This is a genomic window from Salmonella bongori NCTC 12419, assembly GCF_000252995.1.
Lineage (GTDB): Bacteria > Pseudomonadota > Gammaproteobacteria > Enterobacterales > Enterobacteriaceae > Salmonella > Salmonella bongori.
On sequence record NC_015761.1, the window covers coordinates 3,084,970 to 3,102,414 of the forward strand.

Genomic DNA, 17,445 nt, shown 5'->3' on the forward strand with positions numbered 1-17,445 from the left:
TTATTCTCAATTCGTGAACCAATAATAATCACTAATTCACTTTTTGTGAATACATTTTATTCATCATCCGATTCTGCACTGTACTCCACATCAGAGAGTTTAACCTCAAGCTCTAAGCCCGTCGTGAAGCCACTATTATTCATATTGTGAGTCACCTTACTGATTAACCACGATTGCTCGTCTATGACGCGCTTAAAGCCTGACACGCGCACCGGTGTCTCAGGGAATAAATCAGCCCTACCAAGCGCCAGCGTAATTGAAAACTCCGCAACGCCTCGCTGCAGCTTATCCCACTTAGCCTGAGCGGCGCGCATCGCCTGCGCCTTAGAAGCGTAGACCGTCGTCAGCGCCAGTACGTTATCGGCCTCACCGGCCATATACTCACCCTCGCGAGCCTCCGGCTCTTTTCTGGACTTCGTCTTTTTGCTGACCGGCTTTGCTTTCGGGTGTTCCAGTGCGCGAAGGTGCTTCTCTTTTGGCTGGCGTTTCAGCGTCACTTTCTGTTTTTGCGGCTTCGGGTCTTTGGTGTGCAACCATTTAGCTGTTACACCGGTATAAGCTCCGCGGTCGGCAATGGCAAACTGATGACGGTCGCCGTCACTGCGGGTCAGCGTCATTTGTGGAATGGGCTTACCGCTGGCCGTCAGCGCACTACCGGCTTTCAGAAACAGTAGTTTTCCCGCTTTAACCGATACAGTCGCTCCGTTTCGGTCAGCCAGCCGGGTAAGAAATACCGCGTCGGATTCCTGCGACTGGTCGATATGTGGTACCGGTATTTGTTTCAGCGAATCCGCGACGCTGGCCGTCAGTTTGTTACGCTTTGCGATGGTGCTAACCAGTTCGCCGAGGGTGGTGTCGTGCCATGATTCCTCGCGCCGTGAATTGAGCGTGCCGCGAAAGTCTGCACTACGCGCCCGGATGGTCAGGGTATCAGGCGCACCCCGGTGCTCAATCTCATCGACCGTAAAATCGCCTTTATTCAGAAGCGCCGAACCTTGCCAGCCAAGCCACAGCGTCAGCACCGCCCCGCGCATGGGTAATTCGACTTTTCCGTCGGTATCGTCGAGCTCAATGTCGAGCTGGTCAGCCTCAAAACCCCGGTTGTCGGTCATGGTGAGAGAAATCAGCCGGTTACTAAAATTGCTGGTAATGTCCTGGCTGTTCAGCGTTAGCATAAATGCCGGTGCAAGACTGGCACCGGCGTCAATGGTCATGCCCGTAATCATATGGTCAGCCCTCCGAGCGCACCCTGCAGCTTATCGGTCAGATTACCGGCAGAGCCGAGAAGCTCGCTCGCCTGTTTATTCAGGTCGCCAAACATTGCCGTCAGTGATTCATCGACCCGTTTTAGCGAAAGCGTGAAATCAATCTTTCTTGCCGCGCCATCGCTGAAAAACTCGGCGTGCGTGGTCGACACCTTATCGATGATATACATCCCGAGGATTTTGCCGGTCCCCTCAATCAGCGGCCACGCCCTGCCCTCATCGGCCATCAGTTCCACAGCCAGCAGGGATATATGACCGCCGGTAATGGCAGGGTAAAGCGTACCGGCAAGCTGTATTGAGGTTTCCCCCTCGCCGAGAAACTGATATGCAGGCGGTTTACCGACCCGGTCATTAGACGCCCAGCGGTAATCTTTCGAATGCTGCATTGACTGATAAGGCAGAGTACGGAGTTCAAATACAAACATGCCGAGAGCAAGCATCATCGTTTAATTCTCCCTTAGTCGTGGCTCATGCTGGCGCGCTGACGCGCACGCTTTTCGCGCTCAATTTGTTCGAGTGTGTCGCGTAGCTGGCGGTCGAGTTGATGCCCCGGAGCAACACCGCCCGGTAGCGAAATGTTGTATTCGCTTTTGCTCTGGTCGATGTAAGAGCGTCCCGCCGGTGCGGTAACGGGCTGATAAGCCTGATACCCGCCATAGGTGCTGGTCGCCGGAATGTAGGAATTCCCCTGCGTGGCGGCGTTGGTTTTGGCGGCGGTCTGGTCGAGGCTGTCCGATTCTTTGTTGATGATGCCGAGCTTTTCGAGAAGCCAGTCGACACCACTGCGTAGCTTGTTGAAAACGTTCAGCGGTGCCATCAGCGCTGAGGCCAACGCCTGACCGAAAATAACGCCAGCATTTTTACAGCTATCGAGCGTCTCCTGCGTAGCTTTGACCGGTGCAATCAGGTCTTTAAACCATTGCCAGACTCCGCGCAGCTTCTCACCGAGTCCGTCAAAAATGGGTGCCAGTGGTGCAAACATTTCCCCGACCGGAGCAAAAGCACTCATGATGCCCTCAATCACCCCCGAGAAAAATGCGCTGATGGGCTCCCAATATTTACGGATAAGTAGCGCCCCGGCCACAATCGCCGTCCCGACGGCCACAATCGGCCAGGTGATTGCACCGAGAGCTGTCACAATGGCACTACCGGCAACAGTCAAGGCGGTACCCATCACGCCAGCGGCGGCAATGATGGCGTTAATCCCCATGACAACCGGCCACGCAACGAGACCAATGCCACCGATGATACCAATCAGAGCAAGTGCGCCCCCGGCAATAATGCCGATAGTTGTCGCCAGACCTTTGTTTTTCTTGATCCAGTCGTCGAGCTTTAACACGTATTGTGTGGCGGTTTTGGTGAGTTTACGCAGCGAGTCCTCTTGCTGGTCAAAAAGGTCGGTACCGACGGCCTCATAAGCCGACTGGAACTCTTTAAAGTCGCCGCCGAGGTTATCCTGCATAACCTTAACCAGTTCCTCGGTTTTACCGTCCGAGGCTTTAAACGCGGCAGTGAGCCGGTCAAGTTTTCCGCTTGAGGCTGCTTCCATCAGTACCGCCGCCGCCGAGCTGGCCTCCTCGCCGAAAATGGTTTTCATGTACTCGCCGCGCTGGCTTGTCCCGAGGTTGTTTTTCTCAAAGCTGCGCTGCATTTCTTTCAGGATGGAGAATATCGGGCGCGTGTTCCCCTTGCTGTCTGACGTTTTGACGCCGAGTTCCTTAATGGCCTCAAACGCTTTTCCGGTGGGAGCCTGCAGGCGGCTGAGAATGGCGCGGCTACCCGTACCCGCCATTGACCCGGTGATTTTGGCGTCGTGCAGTGCACCGACCATTGCGGCGGTTTGCTCGATGCTTACCCCAGCATTTTTCGCCACTGGCGCGGCATAGGTCAGCGCGTCGCTCAGTCCGTCAAAATCGGCGGCGGTTTTGTTCATCGTCATCGAGAGAACGTCGCCAATGTGAGCAATCTTGTCGTTTGAAAGTTGAAACGCTGATTTCATCCCGGTCAGCAGCGCAGCGTTTTCCTCCATTGAGCGCCGGTTTGACAGCGCCATATTCAGCGTGACTGGCGTCGCCGCCTGAATGGCAGCAGCGTCACCGCCGCTTTTCGCAATGATGATTTGCGCGCTCGCTGCGTCATCTGCAGAGGCTGCAGTATTGTCGCCGAGCTGGCGAGCCTGTTTGCGTAGCGCCTGCATTTCTGGCGACTGTTTATCAACCCCGAGCACAGCTTGCAGCTCGGAATTTTTCTGTGCAAAGTCATAACCGGGCATTAGTAATTTAACCCCGGCCATCGTTCCCGCCGTCGCAATACCGACCCCGGCAGCGCCTGCTGCGGCCATGTTACCGGCAAGCTCTTTACCTGATTTATATCGTTCTTTCACCCGGCTTAATTTCGCCTGCTGCGCACTGACGCGCGCCAGTGCATTACGCTGTCGGTTAAGCTGCGCCGTCGTTTCGCTGATGGAGGTTTTGAGTCGACGTTCATCGGCAGACAGGGTGCGGGTATTGATACCGGCCTGCATCAGCTCGGAACGCTGGCGCTGTACCGATGTTCTCAGGCTGTTATATTTCATCTGCAGCTCAGAGGCGGCACGTTTTGCCGCTTCGAGCGCCTGCGCCTGCGCGCGGGTCGGACTGGTGGTGTTTTTAAACTGCACAGCCAGCTCACCGGCTTCGCGCTTTGCCTTGTCAAGCGCCTGACCAGTCACGGCCAGTTGCGCGCTTGCCTTACGAAAGCCGTCGATTTTCGACGCCTGACCGTTCAGGTCGCGCAGACCCTTTTGTGTGTTGCGAATATCACCCGACAGGGTTTTACTCGCGGTCTGGATGGATTTAAGCGGTCGGGTCGCCTGGTCGACCGCTTTCAGCAATACCTCAAGCCTCAGGTTATTACTCATTGTGGTTTCCGCTACGCTGCAGCGCCTTTTCGCGCCATGTGATGAGCTCGGTCAGGCTCAGGGAACAGAGTTCTGATGGCGGCCAGTGGAATATCACTGCGATATCCGCCATCAGGTCATCAGTCGACAGGTCTGGCGGGAAGTCTATTCCGCCGAAGCTGGTGACAAAAAACCAATCACCTTAGCGGCCAGCGACAACATATCGGGCAGGTTCATCGCGGTAAGCTCCTGCGCGGTGAGCGCGGGGTAGGTCATGCGGGGCAGCACCTTAATCAGGGCGTCGACTTCGGACTGCGCCACCGCTGCCAGACTGACGCCGCGCAGGGTACCGGCGTTCGGCTCAATCAGGGTGACTTTATCAATCGTCTGACCGGCGCGCTTAATCGGTTTGTCCAGGGTCACGACGTTCGGGTTTACGGTGTCAGTTTCATTTCCAGCCGTATCAATAAATTCAGCGGTTTTACGTGGTGCTTTTGCCATGATGTTTTTCTCTGTTCTGAATGGGGTTAATAACCGGCCAGCAGTGCTGACCGGTCAGGGAATTACAGCCCGATTGCGCGGCGGTGCTGCTCCAGACGGTCGACGCCGTTCACCTTCTCGACCATGTTGACGGTGTCGATTTCGATGACGTCGCTGCCATCAATCGTGAGGCGGTAGTAGGTGCAGACAGTCGACAGTTTGGTCGAGGTGTTTTCACCCTGCTTATTCTCACCGCCGTCGATTTCTTTATGACGGCCACGCATGACCACCTCGACCGCCACGATTTCGCCGGTGTCGTCGCGCTGGTAAGAACCAGCAAAACGCAGCGGCACAGCATCAGCGCCCGGGGCGGCGTACTGCGCCCACAGAGCCACATCAGGCAGGCCGCCGACAGACCATTCGACGGTTAATGCATCGTCGTCGAGGCCGAGATCAATCGCTGCCGCGCCATTCATACCGCCGCCGCGATAGTTTTCGAGCTTGCGGGTCAGCTTCGGCAGCGTCACGGATTCAACAACGCCCATGTAGCTGAGGCCATCGTTGAACATATTCAGGTATTTGAGTTTACGGGGTAGTGCCATGTTGTTTCAGGCTCCTTAGCTGTTGACCGATTCGGCCAGATTCACCAGATATTTATCGGTGATACGCTGGCGCAGGGTCAGGCTTTCCAGTGGCGGAACTGGTGTATAGTCGTAGTCGATATACAGTTTCCCGGCCTTGAGGGTTTCCTTGTCGTTCGATTCCTCATCGAACCAGCATTTACCCTCCACGATGTAGCCGTTTGATTTCAGCTCGCGGAATTTGGCGTTAATGCCGTCAACAATGTCACGAATGAGCGTGGCGGTAATGGGCTTGTCGACCGCCCACATGTGCGCCTCCGCCATCGTGTCGGCCAGTACCTGCGCGGTGCGGGTGTAGTTCTCAAACAGAAAAAGCGGGTCATCCGAGCAGGTGCGGTTACCCCAGAAGCGGAAACCGTCCTTGCGTACCAGCGTTGTAACCCCGGCCTCGTTGAGCAGGTCAGCATCGGTGCCGGATGCCTGCAAATCCCAGAACACTGAGGCGCTGATGCCGGTAACGCCCTGTACACCAACGTTAGACAGGGTTTTGTGCCAGCCGACAGTCTGGTCGATGTAAGCACGCAGGCCGAGTGCACGCGCAGTGGCGTAAGCCGTTGCGGTGGTATTTTTGACGGTGTCCCATGCGAGGAAATCAGGCCAGATAACCATCAGCTCGCGCTGGCTGAAATTTTTACGATATTCCATCGCTTCGGAAATAGTCTTACATCCCCACGCGCTGAGGTAAGCAAATGCACGTAACTTAATGGCAGCCGACGCAAGCGCAACCGCGACCTCTTTAGTATCCAGCCCCGGCACCCCAAGAATACGTGGCTTGACGCCGGTGACGGCCTGAGCGGTCAGGAGAGCCTTGATACCGGTGTATTTACCGTTCTCATCCGTACCTCCGATAATGTTGGAAACAGTCTGTGCGAGCGCAGCTTCCTCGTCATCGCCGGTTCCATCCTCAACACGCACAACAACAGTGACGGGTTTTGACTGGTCTGCGATGGCCTGCAGTGATGCAGCCAGCGTGCCTTTTTTACCGGCTTTCGCAATGGCACTTTGCACATTGGTAATCAGTACCGGTTCATTGAGGGGAAATAGCGTGGCATCTGCATCGCTGGCTGTACAAACCATGCCGACGACCGCAGTCGCTACTGTGGAAATAACACGCGTACCGTCATTAACTTCGATGACCTGCGTGCCGTGGTGAAAATCACTCATCCGGTTAACTCCGTGGTTAAGGGGTGAGTATATTTTCAGGTCAGTACACAAGAGGGGGCTATTTGTACCGGCTGTCAGGTTGATGGCACAACGACAGGAAAAAGAAAAGGCGGGTAATAAACCCACCTGAATATTTAGCGTGGTATATCCGGCCAGTCAGGCGCAGATGTATCCACCCTGTTTACCATTACGCTGTAGAGCTCCCATGCTTCCAGCCGTTTAAACTCTTCATCTGTGGCAATTTTTAGTTTTACTGCCCGCGCCAGCGGTGCAATGGCTGATTCAGCCTCAGCAAGGCGGCGAACTTTTTCAGCCTCCGCCTTTTTACGCAGCTCTTCCGGCGAATAAACCCGTTGAACGACTTTACCGTCTTTAAACTGCCAGCCGCCTGAAATATCAGCGCGACGGTTTTCATCCGTATCAGGTAGCTCCGCCACGCTCTGGCCTGCAGGCCATAAACCGGAAATATCGCGCGTGATACACGTAATAACATCGTTATCGTCGTAGGTAATTTTCAGTGTGTCTTCTGAAAATAATTGCTGGCATGCATACCAGTCCTGACCATCCTCTGATTGTAGATGCGCCGCACCGGCGAATAATGTGTCGTCTGGTTCCGGTGTATACGGAATGAAATTTTTAATATTTAAAAACTGCTTGTTCTTTTTATTTTTTGCCGCTGTCATAATTATTCCTTCTTATACACTTGGGGCTGTCACCCACGTATCACCAACCAGATACTGAATTGGACGGTAATAAACCTTGTCATCACCACCTTCCATTTCCCAGCTACCGTCAGTATGGAACCCCGTCACCACCTGTCCGCCGCCAAGCTGAAAATCACGCCACAGACCGCCAGAAAGCGCCACGGGGCCAAGTCTGACCGCTTTTACTACATTGTTGTGAATCCATGTACTTAACCAGCCATTTCCCCATAACGAACCAAAGATATCACCGTTATTCTGATAAATAGCGCCACCTATATTTAACGCGTTACAGTAGACGATACCGTTAACAGTAAATGAAATACTTCCGTCCGTATTTCGTTGACTGTATAAATGCCATCCCTGTTCATCGCTCAGCTCAATGACTGTTGGACGTTCTCCACCTCCCCACAGACTTAAACCAGCATTCAGTGCAGAATTGTTACCACTCGATAACGTCAGTGTTTTTCCGTTGCCGGTGCGCACGACACCAGTAGCGCGAATATCTGCCAGCATGTGCAGCCCGGAATTGTCGATATAACCGACCTGGGCACTATTGGCATAAATACCCAGAACGCCGTCACTGTGCCACTTAAACCCTGTATCGTTATCGCCGAATACAATCGAATTACCGCCCAGTGCATTGTCAGTACCAATACCCAGTGGGCCGTTAAGCCGCCCCCCGGTAATCGGCAATGCACCCACATCACTGGCTGAAGGTTTATTTACGGTGTTGTAGTCAATAACCCACTGGCGGCTGGTATTCGGTTCCGTTCCCCAGTCCTGGCGCTTTGCGTTCGCGCCCATATGCGCGTAATAGTGCTGAAACCAGACTTCACCGATTTTCTCAACAAACAGATATCCATAGCTGTACAGCTTGCTGCCATCCGGATAGGTCGGAAAATCAGCGACCGTATCAGAATTCGACACCGCCACCCGCCACCATCCTGGAGTATTAGCTGATGCCATCGTGCCGTTATCGGTAATCTGTCCAATGGCATCGGCGGAAATAGCCTTCACATCTGACGCCCACAGGGTGATATCCCCGGATAATGGATGCCCATTGACCTTACGGTCTGACGGGACGCGTCCGTTCGCATTATCCATAGCCGCTTTAACCGCTTTCGGCGTTGCGGCCAGCGTCTCAGACGTGCTGTCAGTGGCATTGCTGAGCTGGATAATCCCTTTACGTGCTGTAGTGGCGTCCTGAGCTGTATATTTCGCGTTAGCAAGGTCATATGCCACCTTGACCGCTTTCGGTGTCGCGGCAAGCGTCTCAGACACACTGTTAGTGGCATTGCTGAGTTGCACAATGCCTTTACGCGTTGTGGTGGCGTCCTGAGCTGTATATTTCGCATTAGCAAGGTCATACGCTGTCTTGACAGCTTTCGGCGTCGCTGCGAGCGTTTCAGACTCGCTGTCTGTCGCGTTACTGAGCTGAGTAAACCCTTTTTCTTTAAGAGTGGCATCAGGATGACGACGGGATTTTTCATGTTCGGCGAGCCTGTCGTCGACATAATCCTGCGTCGCCATCACCATCGTTGAGTCAATGGAAAGCTCCACAGACTCGACACTGCTGACAATGATGACCATGCGGCATGTCTGCGCACGCCCTGAGCCCTCGGCCAGTTCTGGCTTGTAGCTTTCGGCCATATTGGCGACAGCAATCAGCGTCCCTTCATCGTCATAAAGGCCAAGCTCACGCATCCAGAAGCCGCCCACCTCCGGCGGAATAACCAGCTCGGCCACAATGTAATTACTGTACCGGTTGTCCTGGCTGATTTTATTCAGAGTGTGACGCCAGACCTCATTAACAAGCTGCGTCTGACCGGCATCAGGCACCGGCAGTTTTCCACCGCCGTCACCAACAGCCATAACGTTAAGATTTATTTTCTTACCGCCCGGCATGGTGGCCGCAGCAAGCTTAGCGGCTCCGGCAGTGGTGATAACGGTTTTAAATTTCGTGCTCATTATTCCTCACTTATCCCGGGTAAACCGTAATAATATCGCCATCGCAGGACACGCCGCCGGTATACAAATAACCGGGAATGTCCCGGACAATATTCAGGCCAGTCAGATGACGACTGGCTGGTTTTGCATCCGCAATCAGTCGTTCCATTTCGAAATACATTTCCTCGGTAATGCCACTTTCAAGCACCCCGATATCAAGCCGGAATGTGCCGGGCGGGTCGCTGCTTTCCCACCATTCCGTTACATTGATGACATAGCCGAGAGGCTCCACTACCCGACGGATTGCGCCGATAGTCCCCTTGTGGCAGTGAATGAAATATGCATCATGGATAACGGCACGTTTTGTTCCCTCCGGCCAGTTCTCATCCCACCGGTCGACAGAAAATGCCCACGCCAGCCACGGCAGCAAATTTTCCGGACAGGTGTCAGGGTTCCACAACGAGCGGATGTTGACCGGCGTTCTTTCAATCTCAGCACATGCCCTTGCGGCGGCAACCTCCAGTGGCGATGAGCCTACCGGCAGCAATCGTGAGTCATTCATCAGAGCCCCCGATTACAAGGCTGTAGTCAGTGCAAAAGGACGCCTGTGTGTTATCGAGAACAATATCCGCGACCGGTGCCGCCAGCTCCACCCGCTGAACACCCTCAACATGCAGGGCGGCATAAATCGCTGATTTACGGATATCGCGCCCGAGGCGGTGCTGCGCGCTGATATAGGCTTTCAGCTTTGCCTCAGCCGCCGCCCTGATGGGTTCACTTTCCGGGCCGGGATAAAGATAAAGCGTGGCGTTAATCTGGTAGTTAACAATTTCGGCTGACTGTACCGTCACCCGGTCAGCGACCGGCCTGACATCTTCTGCGTTCAGGGCATTGCGCACAATTGCAAGCAGTTCCTCAGATGCGACGCCGTTGTTTTCACGAGACAGCACGGAAATCGTCACACAGGCTGGCGACGGGCTGATAACTGAAATATCGCCGACGCGCCCGTCAGCACTACGGCCGTGATACTGGTACGATCCGACAGACCCCGCCACGCTCAGTCCCTCAAAAGCCTGCTGTATACGCAGACGATAATCGGCGTCGAGTTCCATTTCTGCCGGAGTGGGTGGAATGGTGGTGTCATCAGCAGGCGTGACGACAAGGCGCTCAACACTGAAATTCGCCCCGATATTATCGAGGTCACTTTCTATGGCATAAGCCAGCATCACTGCGCGTGCAGCTTCATTGACACGCTGACGCCAGATAACCTCGCGGTAGGCGTTTTCCTGCAGCAATTTAACAATTGGCTCAGACTCAAGTGCGAGCGTCCGGGCGACGGCTTCCTGCTGGTTTTCCGGATAGAGCGAAATCAGCGTTGCAATGCGCTCCGCAAGGATAGTTTCATAGTCCAGTTCCTCGACCACATCAGGAACAGGTAGCAGACTCAGGTCAACAGTTGCCATAGTGGTTTAACTCAGTGAAACAGTGGTTGAAACTGACGCACCGGTATCGGTACGCATCCCGGTAATATCGACATACATTTCGCCAGTGTCGCCACGCTCAAAGCTGATTGAGGTAAGCCTGATGCGTGGTTCCCATTTCTGGATCGCGGAATAGCACGCCACCATGATTTGCAGCCTGAGCGCCGGGTTTTGCGGCATATCAATCAGCGCAGACAGGAGCGAGCCATATTCACGACGCATTACCCGCGAGCCGACCGGCGTCAGCAGAATGTCGCGCATGCTCTGGCTGATATGCTCACTGTCACTGATAGCGAGGCCGGTATTGCGGTTCATCCCCAGATAACGCGCCGTCATCTGGTGCCCTCCGTCCAGCTCCCGCCCCGTTGCACGCCGCCGTGACCGTGGTCATCGACCTGTACGCCGTTTGATTTCAACGTGCCACCGGTATGTTCGATGTTTCCCCGCATGGTGCCGCCTTTCTGCACCTCAAGCGTCGCCGTCGTCAGTTTGTTGGTGCATACCACCTCCGGGGTGTCGAGGGTGATACGTTCTGCCGCTTTTACCAGTACCACCGGCACGGTGGCGGTAATGGACTCCGATGCCGTCACATCGGCAGTCTTGATGCCGCTGACCGTCAGTGCACCGGTTTCCGGCTCATACTCCATAACAGCGCCGTCGGGGAACACCACATGCCACGCATCCGCCGAGGCTGACGGGGCAGGGTTATCGTCGGAGAAAATCCCCGGCAGCACGAAAGCAGTATCAAGCTCGCCACCAATTGCCAGCAGCAGCACCTGCTCACCGACCGAGGGAGCCCACCATGTCCGCGAACGACCGGCGCGGGTGGTCAGCCAGTTCAGCCATGCAGTCTGGATCCCGCCGCTTTGTACGCGGCACAGCCCCTGCGCGGTATCGACCTCAGTCACCACACCTGAGCGGATGAGGTTGCGAATCGCGCGCGTGAGCTCCTGTATTGTGGATAACGTATTCATAGTGCAAGGATGCCTCTGGTCTGGAGTCGCGCCAATTCGCGCGGCTCCGGTGGTGGTTCACACAATATTTATTTACCGAGATGCCTGATAATGATGTCTTCAATCATCTGCTCATCGTCGCGGGTGAAACCGAGCAACGGGCGCGCCGCGTACTGCACATCCCGGCTGTGACGATTTGGCCGGTCTTTTAGACCATACTGATGCACCCGCGCCATGCGCTGTACCCTGCCGGTAAATTCCACCACCGCCGCACTGTCGCTGCCTTTGGCTTTCATAAAGCGGTTAGTGCGCAGTCTGGCGAACATTTCGCGCCTGATACGGCCTTTCTTACTTCGTACCGGCTGGCGCTTTCGGGCGGCATACGGGGTGCCGTCGGGTGCCTGCTGTCGCCTGATGCGCTGCTGCTGACTGGCGCGCAGTTTTTTTGCAATGTCAGCCGCCATTTGCCGACGCGCCGCCGGTGACAGGCTGGCAATCAGACCGGTAAGGCGCTCCTGCAGCGCGGTTAACTCACTCATCCCACTTACTCACCAGCTCGCCGTTAACGTACAGCTCGACCGGGCGCGTCACTGGCTCAGGCAGCGGTGGCTCAGGGGCATAGCTGACATGCAGTGCGCCGTCGACCTCTTTGACGAGCGTGCGCTCGGTGAGTCTCAGGCTGATACTGATATCGAGCGAGTCGTCGTTATTGATATCAATCACCCATGTGAATCCTTTCTCCCGCCCGTCGTCGGTGGTCATAATGTCCGGCTGATGCTCACGCAGCCATGCCTGTACCGGCACAAATATCAAATCGAGGTCGCCGGTAAAGTCAGTCACCACCACGTTAAGCACGTACACCTTTTCAAACGACAGCGAGCTCTCCAGTCGGGAATCCGTATGCCCGTTATCAGCGAACAGGCGCAGCATATCGGGGTTGTTTCGGAGCTGCGGCACGGCGTTAATCAGCGCCTTGCGCAGGCTTTTGTGCTTCTGCATCGAGTTCATCCTGACAGTGTTTGACGGTTTTGACCTGTAGCGCGCAGGCGGTCAGCGCGCCCTCAAGGCGGCGGATATCAGCGCTCAGGTCACCATTAGTTTTCGGATCACTTCCCGGCATCGGGCAAAGGCTCACCCTCGGGCATCCGCTGACCACAATCACCGGCGCTGGCGCAGGCGGCGCGGGTGTGCAGCCTGCGCACAGCATCAGGCAGAGGAGCGTTATACCAGCGGCGAAAGGCTTCATTTTCATCAAGTAACCTCGTTATCGTCTGCTCGCGGCGGTTTGCTTCTGCGCCTGCCTTTGCGAGCTGTTCGCGCAGTGCCACCTGCGCGGATTCATTACGTCGGGCGAGCTGGCCGGCGACACTGAGCTGATTTTTCAGCATGCCAATCGTCGCCTTTTGCTCGCTCGCAACGCGGTTTGCCGTCTCAAAGGAACGGGATAAATTGCCATTCTCATGGCGCAACCACATCAGACCGAGCACGGCCAGCACAAACAGCGTTATCAGGACTTTCATGCCACCACCCCGCCAGCCGTGCGCCAGACGGTAACCAGCTTTTCGAGACTGTGCTCGCGCTGGCCGTAACCGGCACCCGGCAATGACGCCCAGATATTCCGGCAACGGGAAACAGCACGCTCAATACGCCCCGCCCGGATATCGTCAATAGCACCGCGCTCCCGGATTAACTGGATCGCGAGCTTGTCCTGCGACAGTGGGCTGAAATCAGGCAATGCGAGCTGTTTTTTATAGTGCGGCCAGAACATATAAAGCTGCTGGTAACGCCCCGATGCCGTGGATTTCTCGCCACGGCGATTAAACACTTTCGCGGGTCGGCCATGTGCGAAAGGGTGGTCGCTGTAATCGGTGAAAATCTCTGGCCTGCCATCAAGGCCGGTAACAATGACGTCGTAGCCACGGTTTTTCGTCAGCGGATGGTTCGCCGTTCCTTCGGAATACGCCAGCATGTCCAGAAAGGCGGCGATATTCTGGTGAGTATTAATGACCGGCATCGCCTTCCCCCTTCTGTGACTTAAAGCGGCGCTGAATGGCGATTTCCACCACCTGATAACCGGCAATACCGAGCATGGATCCAATACCGCACACAGCGGGCAGTGACATATCAGGAAACTGCACCAGAACAACACCGGCGACCATTGAGACAAAACCGCCGAGCAACATGCGCCCGATAAACAAACGCGGGGTGATGGGTTCACCGCCTGCCAGCACTTTTCCGACCACAATCAGTGCCCCAATCACAAACAGTGACAGGACGCCTTTTTCCCCTTCTGTCATGGTTTACTCCCAAAGATTGATAGTTTCAGTTACGGGTGAAGACGGCACATCGGGCAGGTCAATTGCCGTGCCATTCGGCAGAATGACGCCCAGCTCAGACAGGCCTGGATTAGCCTGCAGCACCGTTTCAACCACGCCCTCAGTGCGCCCGTAATACCTGGCGCAAATCACGTCGAGGGTGTCGCCCTGCATCGACCTGACCTTCATCAGAGTTGGCCCACGATGCAGCGCGGTTTGTCCTGCAGACGCGCGACCGACCAGCGCATATCCCGCCACAGGTCATCAATGGTGGTTTCGACGCTGTCGGCTTTTTTGTCACCCTTGCCGGTGGCTTCAACACCGCGATAGCGCTCATACAGGGTGGCGGTTGCCATCGCCGTTACGGCGCTCAGATAGTGGAAAATACGCACATTCTCGCCATCGATTTCCTCAGCAGGCACGTCGGCCAGATGCTTAAACCCGGCGGCAGTCTGGCGCAGCCGGTAGTCGTAAAGCTCCGCATTGGTTTCCGCCATGCCAGTTCTGATGGCATGGCGCAGGCGCGCATCGGAAACCGTCTGCTCAAGCCGCATCAGCTCGCGCACACGCTTCGGATCCACATCAGGGAAAAAGAACGTGTTTTTAATTACTGCATCGCCCGTCTCCGGTACGGGAATCACCACGCCCGGTACGTCCTGTGGTTCGTCGGGCTGGTTCAGAATCACTGTCGTCATGACAACCTCATCAGGTTGGGCGGTGGACGCCGGTCGCTGTCAGGGTCAAAACCCGCTTTGACCGGCGTGCCGCCCGGCTCGGGGAGCGTTCAGTTAACCGGCGGTTTTTACCGCCTTTGGTGGACGCCCGCGCTTTGCTGCCGGTTTGGCGACAGGTTTGCGCGTGCGCGGTTTAGTCGTTTTACGGGGTGGTGCCTCCGCTTTTGGCTTCAGTGCGCGTTCCAGCCGCTCAATCTCTTTGCGCACACCGGCATTGCGGTCGAGCTGCATCGCACGTTGAAACTGAGCCAGTGCCTCAGCATTCTGACCGATATCGCGCAGGGTCAGGCCGGTCACCTTATGCAGACGGGCGCGCACCATATCGGGAACGTCAGCGCCGTCGGTCAGGCTGAGGGTGGTCAGCAGTAATGCGAGGTCGACAGGCTCACCGGCATCGCGCAGGCGCAGTGCGGCAAGCGCCACCTCCTCAACCAGCATGTAAGGCGTCGTGCGGCGATGGTCAGTGGTGAGGCCGTATTTCAGCGCATAGGGCGCAATTTCCAGCGCGCCAGCGATATCACCGGCATCAAGACGCCACAGCATGACGGTCATGACAATGTCATCCTGCGCACCGCGACCATCAGCCAGCACACCGGCGACCCACGGCGCATAGAACGGCAGCAGCTCGCGCTTTTTCTCGGCTTTACGTTCGTTTGAACGGATATTTTTTAACGTGCGGCGGTCATCGGCCAGCTTAACCAGCATCTGCTCATAGGCGGTTGCATGGCGCAGTGGGGCTTGCTCCCGCTGCGCGGCTTGAGAGGCCGAGACCCGCATCATGTGACGCTGTGCGGGGCTCGTCATGGTTTAGACTCCGCTTTCCGGTGCTGCAGGTGCGGTGAAATCGCCCAGGGTGATGTTTTCCAGCAGGCACCCGGCGGCATACGCCTCGACCACATAGTCGATATTCATCGACTCGTAGTTTTCCACGCGGTCACGCTTGGGGTTTTCGATGACTGAACGCCGATGACCATCATCCATGAAGTAGATTGAGAGATTTTCCATCGTGGTCACCAGTACAGCATTCGCAGGGAAGTACGGCACGCGCACGGCAGGCAGGTTGCCGATGCGTTTCTGGCTGATGATGGTATCCGCAGCGAGCGACTCGCTGTTTTCCTGCTGCTTGTTAACCAGCGGGAAATATTTATCGGCCAGCAGCTTACGGCCAACGATGGCAACCAGTTTGGTTGAGTCCTGATAAACCTCATCAATCAGGGTACCTGTCGCATCCATTACCAACGCGTCAAGATTCTCATAGTCGCCGTTTTTACCGACACGAATCACATCGGAAACGACTTGACCCTCATCGTCGGTGATTTTACTCATCACGCGCGCCGGTGCTTCGTTACGGTACTTCTGCAGCCAGCCGACCGCTACATCCTGCAACATTGGATTAGTTTTGCGATTCGAGGTCGGCGCACGATGAGTACCGTTAAATCCGGCCATGATGAAATCCAGTGCCTGACGCTGGATAATCGCGTCACGGATGCGGCGCTGGAAGTCCTGAAAACGCGCCCACAGGTCGAGCGTCTTGTAGCGCAGGTGGAAGTCAAAGTTGACCTGGTTGCACTCGTACAAATTGGACTCAAGCGCGACAAAGTCAGCAGTTTCACGCTCATCGTCACCTGAGGTGTCGGTCGTGCTGGCAATAGTGCCATCCACACCCACACCGATTTTTTCACCTTTCAGCTCATCAACCGGAAAAATGTTAATCATCTGCAGAAATGCGGATGACGCCTGCACGGTGTTCATCAGCGTTTGCGTGACGGACGGCTCGACGGTGAATTTTTTGCTAACGTCATCAACGCTGATGCCGTTCAGTTTGGCGAGCTGGGTCAGATAGGCATTGAACTTAAAACGGGTTTCCTGACGCATAGTATTTCCTGTTTGAATTAATCGGTTAGTCACAGCATCGGGCGGAATTGCCGCCCGGTTCCAATCTGCGGTTTATCAGCAGTCGGTCAGCAGCTCGTCGCCACCGCCGCCGCTGGCTTTCGTGCGTCGCGGCTGGCTGAAACTTTCGGTTTTGTCGAGGGTGGTTTTCAGGGCGGAAAATGCCTGGCTGGTTTCTTCAACCTTGCCGGTCAGTTCCTGTTTAAAGGTGGCTAGCGCGGTTTCCATATCGGAAAGACGCTTATCCTGCGCAGTGAGACTGGTCTGCACATGTTCGCTGACGGCGGTCACCGCCTCATGCACATCACTCATGCGCGCATCGTCGCTGACCTGCTTACGGCTGAAAATGGCTTTCACCTTGTCGGCCAGGCTGTTAAGCACTGTGTCGGGAACATCTTCAAATTCCAGTTCGGCCAGCGTGGCGACTGAAAAGACATTTTCAGGACTGGCCTTAAAGCGCTGCAGCGGGTTGTGCTTCGCCTTACGGCAGAATTCGAGGTATTCAGTGCCGAGGCTCGCAGGGTCATCAGTGACCGCAAGGCCGACAAGATAGCATTTGCCGGTGTTACCAAAATTCGGCTGAATTTCCATAGAGGTATAGACCTTCTGCGCGGCTTTATTCATCGCGATAAGGTCATCGGTTGGGGTGATTCTGGCGAACAACGCCCATTTGCCATTCAGCGCAGAATCGTCGTCAATCTTTTCGGCTTTCAGCTCAACCACATCGCCATAACGTTTAAACATGCCGTCGGGCAAAAGGCCGCGAATGTGTTCAAGGTTAATACGGCAACCGTAGACGCGCGGGTCATAGGTTTCGGCCATTTCCTGAATATCGCTGGCGCTGATAATGCGCCCGTCGCAGGTATCACCCTCGACGCCGATGCGAAAGAATTTTGAGACTTTTTTTGCCATTGTCAGGAGTCCTGAGGTTGGGGTTACGGGTCAACGCCAGTTTCCAGTCTCAGGACTCGCCAGACCACCAATGACGAC

24 protein-coding genes are annotated in these 17,445 nt (G+C 55.4%); all 24 read right to left on the reverse strand.

Features of this window, described 5'->3' with window-relative positions; translation table 11 throughout:
* Positions 1-56 precede the first annotated feature (56 nt).
* Positions 57-1,226: a phage late control D family protein gene (locus tag SBG_RS14530; RefSeq protein WP_000627825.1), complete on the reverse strand. Its 1,170-nt coding sequence runs from the start codon at positions 1,224-1,226 to the stop codon at positions 57-59.
* A complete protein-coding gene (locus SBG_RS14535; protein WP_000978861.1) occupies positions 1,223-1,708 on the reverse strand; it encodes a phage tail protein in 486 nt (161 codons plus the stop codon). Before SBG_RS14535 ends, SBG_RS14530 begins: the two co-directional genes overlap by 4 nt.
* Positions 1,709-1,722: 14 nt before the next feature.
* Complete coding sequence (locus SBG_RS14540; protein ID WP_000069527.1) at positions 1,723-4,164, reverse strand: phage tail tape measure protein; 2,442 nt, start codon at positions 4,162-4,164, stop codon at positions 1,723-1,725.
* Positions 4,157-4,294, reverse strand: a complete 138-nt coding sequence (locus SBG_RS21125; RefSeq protein ID WP_010835837.1) for a GpE family phage tail protein — start codon at positions 4,292-4,294, stop codon at positions 4,157-4,159. Before SBG_RS21125 ends, SBG_RS14540 begins: the two co-directional genes overlap by 8 nt.
* Positions 4,295-4,308: 14 nt before the next feature.
* Positions 4,309-4,644, reverse strand: coding sequence for a phage tail assembly protein (locus SBG_RS14545; protein ID WP_001029727.1), 336 nt, complete (start codon positions 4,642-4,644; stop codon positions 4,309-4,311).
* A 62-nt stretch (positions 4,645-4,706) separates the two neighbouring features.
* Complete coding sequence (locus tag SBG_RS14550) at positions 4,707-5,225, reverse strand: phage major tail tube protein (RefSeq protein ID WP_001207675.1); 519 nt, start codon at positions 5,223-5,225, stop codon at positions 4,707-4,709.
* Between the two features lie 15 nt (positions 5,226-5,240).
* Positions 5,241-6,428: a phage tail sheath protein gene (locus tag SBG_RS14555; RefSeq protein ID WP_001279032.1), complete on the reverse strand. Its 1,188-nt coding sequence runs from the start codon at positions 6,426-6,428 to the stop codon at positions 5,241-5,243.
* A 134-nt stretch (positions 6,429-6,562) separates the two neighbouring features.
* A complete protein-coding gene (locus SBG_RS14560; RefSeq protein WP_000122994.1) occupies positions 6,563-7,111 on the reverse strand; it encodes a tail fiber assembly protein in 549 nt (182 codons plus the stop codon).
* Between the two features lie 12 nt (positions 7,112-7,123).
* A complete protein-coding gene (locus tag SBG_RS14565) occupies positions 7,124-9,100 on the reverse strand; it encodes a tail fiber protein (RefSeq protein WP_000104701.1) in 1,977 nt (658 codons plus the stop codon).
* A 10-nt stretch (positions 9,101-9,110) separates the two neighbouring features.
* On the reverse strand, positions 9,111-9,641 hold the full coding sequence (locus SBG_RS14570) for a phage tail protein I (protein ID WP_001000071.1): 531 nt from the start codon (positions 9,639-9,641) through the stop codon (positions 9,111-9,113).
* Positions 9,634-10,542, reverse strand: a complete 909-nt coding sequence (locus SBG_RS14575; protein ID WP_000246675.1) for a baseplate assembly protein — start codon at positions 10,540-10,542, stop codon at positions 9,634-9,636. Before SBG_RS14575 ends, SBG_RS14570 begins: the two co-directional genes overlap by 8 nt.
* A gap of 6 nt (positions 10,543-10,548) precedes the next feature.
* On the reverse strand, positions 10,549-10,896 hold the full coding sequence (locus SBG_RS14580; RefSeq protein WP_000127150.1) for a GPW/gp25 family protein: 348 nt from the start codon (positions 10,894-10,896) through the stop codon (positions 10,549-10,551).
* A complete protein-coding gene (locus tag SBG_RS14585; protein ID WP_001094753.1) occupies positions 10,893-11,534 on the reverse strand; it encodes a phage baseplate assembly protein V in 642 nt (213 codons plus the stop codon). The genes SBG_RS14580 and SBG_RS14585 overlap by 4 nt, the downstream gene beginning before the upstream one ends.
* Positions 11,535-11,602: 68 nt before the next feature.
* Positions 11,603-12,052: a phage virion morphogenesis protein gene (locus tag SBG_RS14590; RefSeq protein WP_001293103.1), complete on the reverse strand. Its 450-nt coding sequence runs from the start codon at positions 12,050-12,052 to the stop codon at positions 11,603-11,605.
* Entirely contained in the window at positions 12,045-12,512 is a 468-nt protein-coding gene (locus SBG_RS14595; RefSeq protein WP_001169076.1) for a phage tail protein, read from the reverse strand. The genes SBG_RS14590 and SBG_RS14595 overlap by 8 nt, the downstream gene beginning before the upstream one ends.
* Positions 12,475-12,720 (reverse strand): Rz1-like lysis system protein LysC, encoded by a 246-nt coding sequence (lysC, locus tag SBG_RS14600; protein WP_229025472.1) that lies wholly within the window; start codon positions 12,718-12,720, stop codon positions 12,475-12,477. The genes SBG_RS14595 and lysC overlap by 38 nt, the downstream gene beginning before the upstream one ends.
* The gene (gene lysB, locus SBG_RS14605; RefSeq protein WP_000866102.1) at positions 12,620-13,033 is read right to left on the reverse strand and encodes an Rz-like lysis system protein LysB; all 414 of its coding nucleotides are present in this window, start codon (positions 13,031-13,033) and stop codon (positions 12,620-12,622) included. The genes lysC and lysB overlap by 101 nt, the downstream gene beginning before the upstream one ends.
* Positions 13,030-13,527 (reverse strand): glycoside hydrolase family 24 protein, encoded by a 498-nt coding sequence (locus SBG_RS14610; protein WP_001144116.1) that lies wholly within the window; start codon positions 13,525-13,527, stop codon positions 13,030-13,032. Before SBG_RS14610 ends, lysB begins: the two co-directional genes overlap by 4 nt.
* Positions 13,514-13,810: a phage holin family protein gene (locus SBG_RS14615; RefSeq protein ID WP_000134659.1), complete on the reverse strand. Its 297-nt coding sequence runs from the start codon at positions 13,808-13,810 to the stop codon at positions 13,514-13,516. The genes SBG_RS14610 and SBG_RS14615 overlap by 14 nt, the downstream gene beginning before the upstream one ends.
* Positions 13,811-13,813: 3 nt before the next feature.
* Complete coding sequence (locus SBG_RS14620; protein ID WP_015703020.1) at positions 13,814-14,017, reverse strand: tail protein X; 204 nt, start codon at positions 14,015-14,017, stop codon at positions 13,814-13,816.
* Positions 14,017-14,523 carry a head completion/stabilization protein gene (locus SBG_RS14625; RefSeq protein WP_000214255.1) on the reverse strand — a complete coding sequence of 169 codons (507 nt, stop codon included), beginning with the start codon at positions 14,521-14,523 and terminating at the stop codon, positions 14,017-14,019. Before SBG_RS14625 ends, SBG_RS14620 begins: the two co-directional genes overlap by 1 nt.
* 93 nt (positions 14,524-14,616) lie before the next feature.
* Positions 14,617-15,366 carry a phage terminase small subunit gene (locus SBG_RS14630; RefSeq protein ID WP_000203474.1) on the reverse strand — a complete coding sequence of 250 codons (750 nt, stop codon included), beginning with the start codon at positions 15,364-15,366 and terminating at the stop codon, positions 14,617-14,619.
* A 3-nt stretch (positions 15,367-15,369) separates the two neighbouring features.
* Positions 15,370-16,437, reverse strand: a complete 1,068-nt coding sequence (locus SBG_RS14635; protein ID WP_001248604.1) for a phage major capsid protein, P2 family — start codon at positions 16,435-16,437, stop codon at positions 15,370-15,372.
* A gap of 75 nt (positions 16,438-16,512) precedes the next feature.
* Positions 16,513-17,367 carry a GPO family capsid scaffolding protein gene (locus tag SBG_RS14640; RefSeq protein ID WP_001085936.1) on the reverse strand — a complete coding sequence of 285 codons (855 nt, stop codon included), beginning with the start codon at positions 17,365-17,367 and terminating at the stop codon, positions 16,513-16,515.
* Between the last annotated feature and the right edge of the window lie 78 nt (positions 17,368-17,445).

What these genes read in the sequence shown, in the direction of transcription:
- SBG_RS14530 (WP_000627825.1), bottom strand. Translation starts at nt 1,226, where the DNA reads ATGATTACGGGCATGACCATTGACGCCGGTGCCAGTCTTGCACCGGCA.
- SBG_RS14535 (WP_000978861.1), bottom strand. Translation starts at nt 1,708, where the DNA reads ATGATGCTTGCTCTCGGCATGTTTGTATTTGAACTCCGTACTCTGCCT.
- SBG_RS14540 (WP_000069527.1), bottom strand. Translation starts at nt 4,164, where the DNA reads ATGAGTAATAACCTGAGGCTTGAGGTATTGCTGAAAGCGGTCGACCAG.
- SBG_RS14545 (WP_001029727.1), bottom strand. Translation starts at nt 4,644, where the DNA reads ATGGCAAAAGCACCACGTAAAACCGCTGAATTTATTGATACGGCTGGA.
- SBG_RS14550 (WP_001207675.1), bottom strand. Translation starts at nt 5,225, where the DNA reads ATGGCACTACCCCGTAAACTCAAATACCTGAATATGTTCAACGATGGC.
- SBG_RS14555 (WP_001279032.1), bottom strand. Translation starts at nt 6,428, where the DNA reads ATGAGTGATTTTCACCACGGCACGCAGGTCATCGAAGTTAATGACGGT.
- SBG_RS14560 (WP_000122994.1), bottom strand. Translation starts at nt 7,111, where the DNA reads ATGACAGCGGCAAAAAATAAAAAGAACAAGCAGTTTTTAAATATTAAA.
- SBG_RS14565 (WP_000104701.1), bottom strand. Translation starts at nt 9,100, where the DNA reads ATGAGCACGAAATTTAAAACCGTTATCACCACTGCCGGAGCCGCTAAG.
- SBG_RS14570 (WP_001000071.1), bottom strand. Translation starts at nt 9,641, where the DNA reads ATGAATGACTCACGATTGCTGCCGGTAGGCTCATCGCCACTGGAGGTT.
- SBG_RS14575 (WP_000246675.1), bottom strand. Translation starts at nt 10,542, where the DNA reads ATGGCAACTGTTGACCTGAGTCTGCTACCTGTTCCTGATGTGGTCGAG.
- SBG_RS14580 (WP_000127150.1), bottom strand. Translation starts at nt 10,896, where the DNA reads ATGACGGCGCGTTATCTGGGGATGAACCGCAATACCGGCCTCGCTATC.
- SBG_RS14585 (WP_001094753.1), bottom strand. Translation starts at nt 11,534, where the DNA reads ATGAATACGTTATCCACAATACAGGAGCTCACGCGCGCGATTCGCAAC.
- SBG_RS14590 (WP_001293103.1), bottom strand. Translation starts at nt 12,052, where the DNA reads ATGAGTGAGTTAACCGCGCTGCAGGAGCGCCTTACCGGTCTGATTGCC.
- SBG_RS14595 (WP_001169076.1), bottom strand. Translation starts at nt 12,512, where the DNA reads ATGCAGAAGCACAAAAGCCTGCGCAAGGCGCTGATTAACGCCGTGCCG.
- lysC (WP_229025472.1), bottom strand. Translation starts at nt 12,720, where the DNA reads ATGCTGTGCGCAGGCTGCACACCCGCGCCGCCTGCGCCAGCGCCGGTG.
- lysB (WP_000866102.1), bottom strand. Translation starts at nt 13,033, where the DNA reads ATGAAAGTCCTGATAACGCTGTTTGTGCTGGCCGTGCTCGGTCTGATG.
- SBG_RS14610 (WP_001144116.1), bottom strand. Translation starts at nt 13,527, where the DNA reads ATGCCGGTCATTAATACTCACCAGAATATCGCCGCCTTTCTGGACATG.
- SBG_RS14615 (WP_000134659.1), bottom strand. Translation starts at nt 13,810, where the DNA reads ATGACAGAAGGGGAAAAAGGCGTCCTGTCACTGTTTGTGATTGGGGCA.
- SBG_RS14620 (WP_015703020.1), bottom strand. Translation starts at nt 14,017, where the DNA reads ATGAAGGTCAGGTCGATGCAGGGCGACACCCTCGACGTGATTTGCGCC.
- SBG_RS14625 (WP_000214255.1), bottom strand. Translation starts at nt 14,523, where the DNA reads ATGACGACAGTGATTCTGAACCAGCCCGACGAACCACAGGACGTACCG.
- SBG_RS14630 (WP_000203474.1), bottom strand. Translation starts at nt 15,366, where the DNA reads ATGACGAGCCCCGCACAGCGTCACATGATGCGGGTCTCGGCCTCTCAA.
- SBG_RS14635 (WP_001248604.1), bottom strand. Translation starts at nt 16,437, where the DNA reads ATGCGTCAGGAAACCCGTTTTAAGTTCAATGCCTATCTGACCCAGCTC.
- SBG_RS14640 (WP_001085936.1), bottom strand. Translation starts at nt 17,367, where the DNA reads ATGGCAAAAAAAGTCTCAAAATTCTTTCGCATCGGCGTCGAGGGTGAT.